General features: G+C 45.2%; 16 protein-coding genes. 8 read left to right on the top strand and 8 right to left on the bottom strand.

Translation table 11 applies throughout. The features are described 5' to 3' along the window. The first annotated feature begins 52 nt into the window (after window positions 1-52). From NE473_RS13925 to NE473_RS13935, 3 genes are read left to right on the top strand one after another with little or no spacing between them, the layout of a single operon-like run. Window positions 53-1,003, top strand: coding sequence for an ABC transporter permease (locus NE473_RS13925; protein ID WP_022030351.1), 951 nt, complete (start codon window positions 53-55; stop codon window positions 1,001-1,003). 11 nt (window positions 1,004-1,014) lie between these two features. Further along, window positions 1,015-1,908: a carbohydrate ABC transporter permease gene (locus NE473_RS13930; RefSeq protein ID WP_022030352.1), complete on the top strand. Its 894-nt coding sequence runs from the start codon at window positions 1,015-1,017 to the stop codon at window positions 1,906-1,908. 47 nt (window positions 1,909-1,955) lie between these two features. After that, the gene (locus tag NE473_RS13935; RefSeq protein WP_055649927.1) at window positions 1,956-3,113 is read left to right on the top strand and encodes a glycoside hydrolase family 88 protein; all 1,158 of its coding nucleotides are present in this window, start codon (window positions 1,956-1,958) and stop codon (window positions 3,111-3,113) included. A 16-nt stretch (window positions 3,114-3,129) separates the two neighbouring features. Here NE473_RS13935 and NE473_RS13940 read toward each other — a convergent pair whose 3' ends face one another. The 4 genes from NE473_RS13940 to NE473_RS13955 all read right to left on the bottom strand — a co-directional run bounded on the left by NE473_RS13940 (window position 3,130) and on the right by NE473_RS13955 (window position 6,578). Continuing rightward, window positions 3,130-4,008, bottom strand: a complete 879-nt coding sequence (locus NE473_RS13940; protein ID WP_055649928.1) for a LysR family transcriptional regulator — start codon at window positions 4,006-4,008, stop codon at window positions 3,130-3,132. A gap of 128 nt (window positions 4,009-4,136) precedes the next feature. Beyond that, on the bottom strand, window positions 4,137-4,685 hold the full coding sequence (locus NE473_RS13945) for a GNAT family N-acetyltransferase (protein ID WP_055649929.1): 549 nt from the start codon (window positions 4,683-4,685) through the stop codon (window positions 4,137-4,139). A gap of 163 nt (window positions 4,686-4,848) precedes the next feature. Next, on the bottom strand, window positions 4,849-6,045 hold the full coding sequence (locus NE473_RS13950; RefSeq protein ID WP_006774195.1) for an NADP-dependent isocitrate dehydrogenase: 1,197 nt from the start codon (window positions 6,043-6,045) through the stop codon (window positions 4,849-4,851). 113 nt (window positions 6,046-6,158) lie between these two features. Continuing rightward, complete coding sequence (locus tag NE473_RS13955; RefSeq protein WP_055649930.1) at window positions 6,159-6,578, bottom strand: metal-dependent transcriptional regulator; 420 nt, start codon at window positions 6,576-6,578, stop codon at window positions 6,159-6,161. Window positions 6,579-6,780: 202 nt separating this feature from the next. On the opposite strand from NE473_RS13955, the gene NE473_RS33135 reads away from it, so the two are divergent. Then, window positions 6,781-7,152 carry a FeoA family protein gene (locus tag NE473_RS33135; protein WP_055649931.1) on the top strand — a complete coding sequence of 124 codons (372 nt, stop codon included), beginning with the start codon at window positions 6,781-6,783 and terminating at the stop codon, window positions 7,150-7,152. After that, window positions 7,143-7,307: a FeoB small GTPase domain-containing protein gene (locus NE473_RS13965; RefSeq protein ID WP_243110866.1), complete on the top strand. Its 165-nt coding sequence runs from the start codon at window positions 7,143-7,145 to the stop codon at window positions 7,305-7,307. The genes NE473_RS33135 and NE473_RS13965 overlap by 10 nt, the downstream gene beginning before the upstream one ends. A 20-nt stretch (window positions 7,308-7,327) precedes the next feature. Here NE473_RS13965 and NE473_RS13970 read toward each other — a convergent pair whose 3' ends face one another. From NE473_RS13970 to NE473_RS13985, 4 genes are all read right to left on the bottom strand, one after another. After that, a complete protein-coding gene (locus NE473_RS13970; protein ID WP_256265287.1) occupies window positions 7,328-8,719 on the bottom strand; it encodes a recombinase family protein in 1,392 nt (463 codons plus the stop codon). A 179-nt stretch (window positions 8,720-8,898) separates the two neighbouring features. After that, entirely contained in the window at window positions 8,899-9,201 is a 303-nt protein-coding gene (locus NE473_RS13975) for a hypothetical protein (RefSeq protein ID WP_147348788.1), read from the bottom strand. A gap of 75 nt (window positions 9,202-9,276) precedes the next feature. Then, window positions 9,277-9,804, bottom strand: a complete 528-nt coding sequence (locus NE473_RS13980; RefSeq protein ID WP_182283937.1) for an ImmA/IrrE family metallo-endopeptidase — start codon at window positions 9,802-9,804, stop codon at window positions 9,277-9,279. A 167-nt stretch (window positions 9,805-9,971) separates the two neighbouring features. Next, entirely contained in the window at window positions 9,972-10,307 is a 336-nt protein-coding gene (locus NE473_RS13985) for a helix-turn-helix domain-containing protein (RefSeq protein WP_256265288.1), read from the bottom strand. A 159-nt stretch (window positions 10,308-10,466) separates the two neighbouring features. Between NE473_RS13985 and NE473_RS13990 the strand changes: the two genes are divergently transcribed. The 3 genes from NE473_RS13990 (at window position 10,467) to NE473_RS14000 (ending at window position 11,149) form a co-directional block, all read left to right on the top strand. Further along, the gene (locus tag NE473_RS13990; RefSeq protein WP_118078077.1) at window positions 10,467-10,682 is read left to right on the top strand and encodes a helix-turn-helix domain-containing protein; all 216 of its coding nucleotides are present in this window, start codon (window positions 10,467-10,469) and stop codon (window positions 10,680-10,682) included. Window positions 10,683-10,804: 122 nt separating this feature from the next. Then, the gene (locus tag NE473_RS13995; RefSeq protein WP_155521547.1) at window positions 10,805-10,954 is read left to right on the top strand and encodes a hypothetical protein; all 150 of its coding nucleotides are present in this window, start codon (window positions 10,805-10,807) and stop codon (window positions 10,952-10,954) included. A 39-nt stretch (window positions 10,955-10,993) separates the two neighbouring features. Then, complete coding sequence (locus NE473_RS14000) at window positions 10,994-11,149, top strand: hypothetical protein (protein ID WP_182464868.1); 156 nt, start codon at window positions 10,994-10,996, stop codon at window positions 11,147-11,149. Window positions 11,150-11,279: the final 130 nt, after the last annotated feature.

Genomic DNA, 11,279 nt, shown 5'->3' on the forward strand with positions numbered 1-11,279 from the left:
GTTTGAATATTGTTTTCAAACAGGCCGTAATACAAAAAGGAGGAATCTGATTGTGGCAGGAAACAGAAAAGACAGCCCGATCACGGGAAAGAGAGATTTAAAGAGACAGCTTCTCGCCCGATGGCAGTTGTACCTGATGCTTTTACTGCCGCTGATCTACATTGCGGTGTTTGCATACGTCCCGATGGGCGGACTGGTGATTGCATTTAAAAAATATAATGTGAGGCAGGGGATCTGGGGCAGTGCATGGGTAGGATTTGATAATTTTATCAAATTTTTCACTTCATACAAATTTCCGATTATCATGAAAAATACGTTGGTGATCTCCTTATACAGTCTCGCAGTTTCATTTCCAATCCCCATTATCTTTGCGCTGCTGTTAAATGCAATGTTGGGAAAACGGTATAAGAAAGCGATACAGACGATCACATATGTGCCATACTTCATCTCGACTGTAGTAATGGTAGGATTGATTTTCCAGGTACTAAATAACCGGAGTGGAATTTACGGGAGCCTCTATACGATGATAACCAACAGGACGGCACCAAATATTCTGGCCAACGGAAAGCTGTTTAAGCATATCTATGTCTGGTCGGGAGTATGGCAGACCACAGGATACAGTGCAATTATTTATATTGCTGCGCTGGCTGGTGTGGATCAGTCGCTTCATGAGGCAGCCGAAATCGACGGAGCAAGCAGGTTCCAGCGGCTGCGTTACATCGATGTCCCGGCCATTCTCCCGACAGCCAGCATTATGCTGATTCTGGCGGTTGGAAATATCATGAATGTGGGGTTTGAGAAAGTATTGCTGATGCAGAACAACCTGAATCTGAACTACAGCGAGATCATATCGACTTATGTATATAAGGTAGGACTTGCCAGTGGAATTAATGATTTTTCGCTGTCGACGGCCATTAGTATGTTTAACTCGGTGATCAACTTTATCCTCCTGATGATAGCAAACTGGGGGAGTAAGAAGCTGAGCGGCAATGGAATCTTTTAGGGAGGGCGGATATGCATAAATTCAAGAATTACAGTCTGAATGACAAACTATTTTACATTGTGATTACAGCCCTTCTGACGATGTTTTTTATCCTTGTGCTGTATCCCTGCATCTATGTGATCAGCGCGTCGTTTTCGTCCGGAACCGCGGTACAGAGCGGAAAGGTGGTTCTGTTTCCGGTGGATTTCAGTCTGGAAGGTTACAAAACCGTGTTTCATACGAAGACGGTATGGACGGGCTTCCGCAATTCGTTGTTCTATACATTTGCAGGAACGGCAATTAATATTGTCATGACACTGACGGCTGCTTACTGTCTGTCGAGGGATGATCTTCCGGGGCGGAATGCGGTCATGCTGATTTTTACGTTTACCATGTTCTTTAATGGCGGAATGATTACATCCTACATACTTGTGCAGAATCTGCATTTGCTGAATACGGTGTGGTCGCTGCTGCTTCCGGGAGCCATCGGGGTCTACAACCTGATTATAGCAAAGACATTTATTCAGAATTCTATCCCGGGAGAACTTCTGGAGGCGGCCAGGATAGATGGCTGTTCGGATTTTATGTATTTTATTCGAATCGTTCTGCCTCTTTCTAAGGCAATTGTGGCGGTGCTTGTGTTGTTCTATGGAGTGGGCCATTGGAATGCGTATTTTAATGCCATGATCTATCTTCACGATAAAGCGTTGTATCCACTGACACTGTTTTTACGGGAAATTCTGATGGCAGATCAGATCGATCCATCCACGGTAACGGATCCGGAACTGCAGGCACAGCTTGCTCAGGCTGCAGGTGTCATCAAGTACGCGCTGATCGTGGTGAGCATGGTTCCTGTGCTTTTGATATATCCTTTTATTCAGAAATACTTTGTAAAGGGAGTCATGATTGGATCGGTGAAAGGTTAAGTGCATCTGGTAACGGCGTTATTTACTAAAATGAAGGAGATAAAAGTATGTCAGAACAACTATTACTAAAGGCAGAGGAGCAGGCCTGGGCCAGTGAAACTCTGAAGAAAATAGAAAAAAAATTAAAGAAAGTGAGCGTACGCTCCGCACACAAGATCCCATATACAACGGTTGAGGGTGTTCATGATGACCGGTCTGGGGATGATAAAATAGACTGGTGGACCAATGGATTTTGGGGCGGTATGATGTGGCTGTTGTTTACATTGACGCATGATGAGGAATATAAGAAGATTGCCGTGGAAACGGAAGAAAAGATGGATAAAAATTTAATGTGTGCGGAGGGACTGACCCATGATAATGGATTTAAATGGTTATTGACTTCAGTTGCTGATTATCGGCTGACCGGTGACGGAAAGTCGAAGAATCGCAGTATGCTGGCTGCCTGTAATCTGGCCGGTCGGTACAATCCGCGAGGCCATTTTCTGCGGGCTTGGAATGACGGAATGGGATACCGGGATGAGGATAACCGCGGTTGGGCAATTATTGATTGTATGATGAACCTTCCTTTGCTTTACTGGGCGTTTGAGGAAACCAAGGATCCGAGATTCTATGAGATCGCTGTGGATCATGCGGATACGGCCATGAAGGCTTTTGTAAGAGATGATGGATCTGTAAGGCATATTGTGGAATTCAATCCTGAGACGGGTGAGATGGTAAGAGATTACGGTGGACAGGGATACGGGGAAGGATCTTCCTGGACCAGAGGTCAGGCATGGGGCTTATACGGTTTTGTAATAAGCTATTTGCATACGAAGGATAAAAAATATCTTAATACTGGCAAGAGAATTGCCAATTACTTTATAGCTAATATTCCGGAGGACAATCTGATTCCGGTGGATTTTAGACAGCCGGAGATTTGCAGTCTGGAAGATTCCACCGCTGCCGCCATTGGGGCCTGCGGACTTATTGAGATAGCTAAGCAGGAGAAGGGGCGGGAAAGCCGTGTCTATTTAAACGCGGCTTTCCGTCTGTTGAGGACGCTTGCTTCGGAGCGGTGCAGCTGGAATGAAGAGGAAGATCAACTGTTAGAAAAATGTACGGCAGCTTATCATGACAAGGAACACGAATTCTCGATTATATATGGGGATTACTATTTCCTGGAGGCATTGATGAAACTGACGGGAGACGAGTTTTTTCTGTGGTAAACCAGTGAGGTCATGGTCAGTCAAACAGCACCAGATTAATAAATGCCTGAAAACTCTCGCTTTGGAACTTGTCCTTATGAAACACCACGTGGTTCATGCAGCTGACATCGAAGTCCTTCACATCAATCTCCACAATCTCCCCGCGCTGAATGTAAGGATCGGCAAAGATCCGGGGAACGACGCCTATGCCCAGATTTTCACGGACAGCCTGGACGATCACGTCAGAATTGGTGCTGGACCACAGCGGAGCGGCGGTTAAGTTATGCAGGGTCAGAGCGCAGTCAAAGGCGTCCCGGATTGTACAGCCCTCCTCCCGCAGGATGAGAGGCTCTTCCAGGAGGCGTTCTAAGGATACGGGCTGACTGGTTTGCCGGGCAAATGGATGGTCGGGAGCGCAGATGACGGCCAGCGGGTAGGAGGAAAATGGGATTTTCTCCAGCTGCTCGTCGGGGACCACACCCTCGATCAGACCGATATCCAATTCGTTTCTAAGGAGAAGCTGAGCAATCTCTTTGGAATTGTTCACAGTGACTTTTATGACGGACTCCGGATTGCTTTTCATAAAACGGGAAATCACACCGGGGAGCAGGAAGCTGGCCAGAGTCACGCAGGAGCCGACCCGGAGCGGAGTCTGGCGGTTTAAGGCGCCGGAACAGGTTTCAAGATCGTGATAGAGCTCCAAAAGCGGTATCACTTTTGAGAGGTAGAATTTGCCGTTCTCATTGATGACGATTTTCCGGGAAACGCGGTCGAAGAGGGAGGCCCCTACGGATTCTTCCAGTTCGTTGATCGCGTGAGAAATAGCCGGCTGCGTCATGGACAGCGTTTTCGCCGCTCCGGTGATACTGCCCTCTTCACAGACGGTTTTGAAGATAGTAAGATGTCTTAAGTTCATGATCAGGATCCCTTCCATTACCAATACAACATATGATAATAGATATTATATCATTCTGATAATGAATTGAACAGAGATTTTTGTCTTTTTTTGAAAAATAATAGCAAAATAACAGCGAACCCTGGCGATCAGAGCGTTAAGAGCATGAGATACTCATCCGCATAGCTGCCATCCCGGTATTTAAACGAATGGGGGCGGCTGCCATAGATGCGGAAGCCGTATTTTTTATAAAGGGCGATCGCACGCTCATTTTCGCAGACTACCTCCAGTTCGATCATCTCGAGATCCATTTCTCTGGCGCATGTGATAATGGCCGACAGCAGCAGCGAACCGATTCCGAGCCCCCAGTACTCTTTCCGGATGGAAATACCGAAGGCGGCGCGGTGGCGGTACCGCTCCCTCTGGGCGATGGGGCTCAAGCCGGCGTTGGCGACGATGGTTCCATCCACAACAGCACAGATCATCAAGTCAGCGGGACTGTTCAGTGTGGTTTCCAGAAACTTTTCCTCCCGCTGGGGCGGCATGGTAATTTCATCGGAGTATCTGGCCATGAAGTCCGTCTCGCCGGAGGTAACCTTCATGAGATGAAGGATGGCGGCCGCGTCGGCGGGAAGAGGGCTTCTCAGACGGCAGACAGCACCGTTTTTCAGTATGTGATCTTTGGGTTTGTATCTCATGGACAGAACCTCCTGATATGAAAATTAGTTGTTTAAGAAAATCCCTCCGGTACCGTGAAATGACTCGCGGTGCGGAGGGATTTTACAGCAGCCGTCTGATTCCGTCAAAGACGGAGAGGGGGGCTTCCATTCCCTGCTTCAAACGAAGCAGACGGAACTTCCCTTAAAGACGGGCAGCAATTGCCTTGATAAAATCTTCGCTGTTTAATACAGTAGGATTGGGTATGGTAGTGATGAGCGCAAGGTCTTTCGTCATCTCGCCATTTTCAATGGTATCGATGGTAGCTTTCTCCAGTCTGTCTGCAAAATCCATCAGATCTTTGTTGCCGTCCAGTTCTCCCCGCTTTCTCAACGCACCGGTCCAGGCAAAAATGGTGGCCACAGAGTTGGTGGAGGTCTCTTCTCCCTTTAAGTGCTTGTAATAGTGACGCTGTACGGTTCCGTGGGCAGCCTCATATTCGTAATCGCCATCCGGAGATACGAGAACGGAGGTCATCATGGCGAGGGAGCCGAACGCGGAAGAAACCATGTCGCTCATAACGTCGCCGTCATAATTCTTGCAGGCCCAGATATAGCCGCCTTCAGATTTCATGACACGTGCAACCGCATCGTCGATCAGCGTATAGAAATAGGTGATTCCCGCTTCCTCAAACTTACCTGCGTATTCTGCATCAAAAATATCCTGGAAAATATCCTTAAAGGTATGGTCATATTTTTTGGAAATGGTATCCTTGGTGGCAAACCATAAGTCCTGCTTCGTATCCAGCGCGTAATTGAAACAGCTTCTGGCAAAGCTTTCTATGGAATTATTCAGGTTATGCATGCCCTGTACAATACCGGCGCCTGTAAAGTTATGTACCAGTTCGCGGGTCTCGCTTCCGTCTTCTGCCGTATAGACTAACTCGACTTTACCGGCTCCCGGAATCTTCATCTCGGAACCCTTATATACATCGCCGTAGGCATGTCTTGCGATGGTGATAGGCTTTTTCCAGTTTTTTACACATGGTTCGATTCCCTTCACTACGATCGGAGCACGGAATACGGTGCCATCCAGGATCGCACGGATGGTTCCGTTGGGGCTCTTCCACATTTCTTTTAAATGATACTCTTTTACACGGGCAGCATTGGGGGTGATGGTGGCACATTTGACTGCAACTTTATATTTTTTCGTGGCGTTGGCGGAATCGACGGTGACCTGATCGTCCGTTTCGTCGCGGTATTCCAGGCCGAGATCATAGTATTCGGTTTTTAAGTCGATGTAGGGAAGCAGTAAATGATCTTTAATCATCTTCCAGAGAATCCGTGTCATCTCGTCGCCGTCCATCTCGACGATGGGGGTTGTCATCTTAATCTTATCCATGTGTCTGTTCCTCCTTGTTATGAACACTCAGCAAGCGTACTCTGACCGCTTATGTGTGATACTCTTCATGTAACCTATAGTATACGACGAATTACGGATTCGCACAAGACTGTCTATGTAATTTTATCCATCCATTTTTTCAGATTATACACTGTTTTCGGATCGATGAAGTGTTCCACTTTTTCGGCCTGCTTCAGCTCATTGGTGGTTTGATTGATAAAGCAGAAGAAATCCTGCAGCACCGTATGGCGGAACAGGAGATAGCGCCCAAGCTGAAGCCCCGCTTCCGTCAGCGTGACGGTACCGTATTTCTCAAACCGCACAAGTCCGTGGCTGCGCAGGTTTCCAGCCATCTTTGAGGCGGATGACGGCCGGACATGAAGACATTTGGCAAGGTCCCCGATCCGGACCGGGGTGCCGTCCTGGCTGAGGCGGCAGATCATTTCCAGATAGTCCTCCATGGAGGAGGTGATCTGGATGTGCTCCAGAAGGGAATAGCCTTTTAGTGTATAAAAATTATCTTCCTGATCCATTTGTTTACCTCCGTTACGTCTCTGCATATCAGTTCAATATATTCCGGATGAGAACAATCTATGACGGCCGCGGCGGGGACTTAAAAATAATTGCCGTCAGGGAAACAGTCTGCCGTCAGGAAAGAAGGAAAAAATCTCCCGGAACCACTGTACCAGCCTTCGCATATGTTAGGATATGGAAACATTTACGGAGGTAAATTTAATGACAGAAGTAATCCAGTTAACAGACTTGAAAAAGGGTCAGAAAGCGGTAATTTCCGAACTGGCCGTTTTTGATGATATGAGACGGCGGCTTCAGGACATCGGTCTGATTGAAGGAACTGTAGTGGAGTGTGTGGGAAAGAGCCCGCTGGGTGACCCCTGCGCCTACATTATCCGGGGGGCGGTCATAGCCCTCAGGAGCGAGGACTCCGGCCGTGTGATGGTATATAGAAAGGAATCAGAACACCAGGGAGCGAGAGAGGGGAAGGAACAGCGTGATGAGGCCCCGGATATGGCTTTAGCCGCAGATACCGCCTCAATCTGTGAGGGGAAGGCAGGACAGGAGGAAACGGAGGACGTATTATGGGGTTAAGCAGAGATTCTGTGGGGATCAAGTCTGTGGACTGTGGACTTGAAATCAAAAAACGCCGGGAAGATGATAAGGTCATCGCGCTGGCAGGTAACCCGAATGTGGGGAAGAGTACGGTATTTAATGAAATGACTGGAATGAATCAGCATACCGGTTGATTAAGTTAACGGTAAAACAACTACAAAAAAATAATCTGATATTTCCTGTTCCGTTCAACACTCTTCGATATACGGATTTCTTTGATAATTGACCGCCAGAAAGCCCTTCTTTCTTCGTTACTCAGTTTGTTGTAAATAACCTCAAAATTGCAGTCCAGGACCTGTTTAAGGGGTTCTAAATTCTTGATGGGCTGTTCCATGTCTGGAAGCGCCGCAAGTTGCTCCTCATATTCTATGCGATCCTTTTTGTATTCATCTAAACTGATTACTTCATTTAGATATAAGTCTTTTAGTCGGTCTAACTTTCTGCGAAGTTTGTTCTTTTTGGCACGGTTATCAATTCTCTTTGTCTCCCCTGTCTCGAAATCTACCAGGTATCCGCTTAACTCTTCACGGACGTGTTTCAATAAGTATTCTTCAATCCGCACTTCGCGAATCTCGCCTCCGTTACTGCATTTCTTGTATGTCCGGTATTGCAGGCATTCATAGGCCGGATATTTATACCGGTAAACCTTTCCGCTGGTTCTATGGCTTGTCACCGTGATGTGACAGCCGCACATTTTATGTCCGCATTGATCGCAGACCAAAATCCCAGAAAATATGTAAGGGTACTTCTGATTGGATCTGATAGTGCTGTTGTTATCGAGAACTCGTTGTATGTCATGATACATCTCATCAGAAATCAGACGAGGACAATAATTTTCATTGCCACGATAACGACCGGTGTATTTCTCGTTGCGCAGTATACTGTTTTTAAGGTTCTGGATACTCATGATTATTCCGTGAGTCTCCCGCATGTAGTTTATGGTTTTGGCAAGTCCCTGTTCCCGATGGAAGTACTGAATACTATCCAACATCGCGGGTGCCTCGTCAGAAAAAACTAAATGCTTATTTTGAATCATGTAGCCGCGCGGCACCTTTCCGGTTATAACTTCGCCATGCTCTACCTTGCTTCGGAACACGTCGGCAACACGAAGACCGCCGTTCTGTGCCTCCAGCTCCGCCCAGGTCATAGACTGGGCCACGAATGCTCGCCCGTAAGGCGTGGAGGTGTCAAAATAAGGTTGGTCAATGGCTGTCCAGGCTACGTTGTATTTATCTAATATAACCTGAGTGTTAAGATAATGGCGAAGACTCCTGAACCATCGATCTAATTTCGTAAATATGATGAGATCGACCAGGCCGGCTTTGACATTCCCGATCAGGCGGGTAAAATCATCACGGTCCAGCTTTTGGCCGGAAACGCCGTCGTCGATATAGGTATCTTGAAGGATCATGTTCTGGTGATCATCGATATATTTAGTTCCGCGTTCCTTTTGGTCGCGGATAGAATCACCACGTTCAGCCTGCTCATCTGAGGATACACGGATGTAGAGGGCTACGCGCTGAAGGGCGGTCTGTGGTTGTGCCATGATATCATCTCCTTGGTCTAGTGTATTAATTTGGCGTATAAAAAATACACCTCTTGTCAAGACATTCTGGAAATGATATAATCAATTTGCGAGAAAGACATATCTTTCCGGAATGATCCGGCAAGAGAATCTATGTGAAAAGCTCTTGGAGTTGGTAGCTCCTGGGGCTTTTTACTTTATTAGTTTTTAGATTTCCAATTAACCCTTAAAACAAAACCTACAATCCAATAAATTCCACCTGTAAAGCAACCTAAGATAAAAATCCAAAACCACTTTAGATACCATGGCAGCGCTCTTTTCCCGCCACCAGATACAGATGCAGCAGCGCTGGCACTGGAACTGGATGAAGATGAATTATTAATAATAATTGGGGTATCCTTACCACTGCTTAATTGTTCCACCTGTTTACCACATTTTGGACATACGACACAGTCGGCGTCAATGACCTCTCCACAATGTTTGCAGAATTTAGTACTTTCCATACATTAATTCTCCCTCTTTTTATTCATTTTTATTAAAAAGCCACAGGCTATTTTAATCTGAAAATTTTATGTTACTCATCTTAAAATATAATTCTGTAACCGTTCAGGAAAATATCTCTCAAGCATATCGTGATACTCTGCCCATGCGGTGTGTTTTTCTTTAGGCTCTTTCTGCTCAAGGATACGTTTGGGTTTTGGCACCGGCATTTCCGGTATAATAACAGGGAAAAACCAGTTATGTATTTCCTGATTTATTTCTTTGCACTCACTTAAATGACACATCTTATAATCTTCGTATATTCGATTCGCGGCCATGCAGGATACTCCATAAGTACGACAAATACCTCTGACACTATCCGATCGCATATGCCAGATGGTTGCACGAGGTACGAGAATGTTACTGGCGAAATAGTCGGCGAGATCTTCAAATGATTTATCTGTTGACGGAAGATCCATGATATAATGCCCTAACTCATGCATTAGCGAAAAACGGATCCGTTCAGATGTGTTTTTTTCATTATACGCAATAATTTTTTCGTAAGTAAAAGCGTCTTCTGTGCAGCTCTGGCATATCGTATATAACTCAAAGTTGATCTCCTTCAACTCTGAATAACTCAAAACCTTAAAGCCATAATGCCTAAGTATCGAAAAGCAATCAATTGGAAAAGTAGTTATATTGCATTCCTTGTAGACAGTTAATACATAACTGAGCAATCTTTTAAGTCCAGCTCGGTTAAAATCGGTGCAGCATAAATAATTTCTCAATAAAATCAGTCCTCAAATTCAATTTCGGACAGGAGCTGTATCAGGCGCATTTTCTGTTCAACAGACATTTTCTTTCCGTTTCTGGCTACAAGTTTTTCTACATCAGCATAGGTGGGCTGAGGAACTGCTTTGGAGCCATCATTTGCCATTGCTTCGAGCTCGTCGGTACTAATTCCTAACGCATCGCAGATTTTGCAAACATTTACATAACTTGTTTTTTCAATACCATTTTCTAGCATAGATTTAATGGTTGAATAAGCAATACCTGTAATCCGTACTAAATCAGCAACTTTCATGTTTTTTTCTTCCATAATATTTCGTAAAATCTGTGCTCTCTCCATATGATCACCTCTAGTTTGATAATACACTATTTTTTGCAATATGTAAATAATAAATTGCGAAATACTGCAAAAAGTTATTGACAATTGCGATATAATGCAATATAGTATATTTATAAATTGCGGTATATCGCAAAACCAGAAAGAGGGTGAATAAAAACTGTGAAAATTAACTGCAAGAACTTAGAAGCAGAAATGAAAAGGTATGGCATATCCAGGAAAGAAATAGCTGCAATGCTTGATTTGTCTTACAGCACAATTCACACAAGGTTTAACGGAACAACACAATGGCTCTATGAAGAGTGTGTGCGAATCCAGCAAACATACTTTCCTGATTCAGAACTTAAGGACCTTTTCACGGTTGAAAATGATGCCTAAAACAAACTTATGTTCGATATGGCAAATATACCACTATCGAACATGCATGTCAATGGAAAATGAAGGACAACGCAAGTAGTACAACCAGTCAGACATACAATCTATCAGAGAGGGGTGGTGATATGAAAGATACTGTAATCGCAGTAAATAGCCTTAACGTGGAAAAGGCATTTGAAGCCCTTGCAAGAATTTTGACTGCACGAGGAGAAGCAACAGTGACTGTAAAATCTATTAAAAAGAAAGACGAGGTACAGAAAGATGAAACCGCTTAATAGCGGTACCGATGGACAAGCAGTGGGAGGTGATTCAGAATGCAGAAATACATTGACAACCTCGACGACTTCGAGGACGACAGCCGATCTCGCCTGCTGGAAGTAACGGAGCGGTGGCTGATGCCGGCGGTTATCTTTGTGGCTGGAGTGATTATCATTTTAGCAGTTTGCGCACGATTGGAGGCGCTGCGATAGGAGGTGAGAAAGTGGATGAGCTAATGAAAATAAGCTATGAGAGCGGACAACCTACGGTGTCGGCAAGGGATTTATATGATCTGCTTTCCGAAGACGGAGGAACAAAAGGAACCGAACGTTTTAGTAAATG

Origin of the sequence: Hungatella sp. SL.1.14, from assembly GCF_024460495.1 — a bacterium.
Lineage (GTDB): Bacteria > Bacillota > Clostridia > Lachnospirales > Lachnospiraceae > Hungatella > Hungatella hathewayi.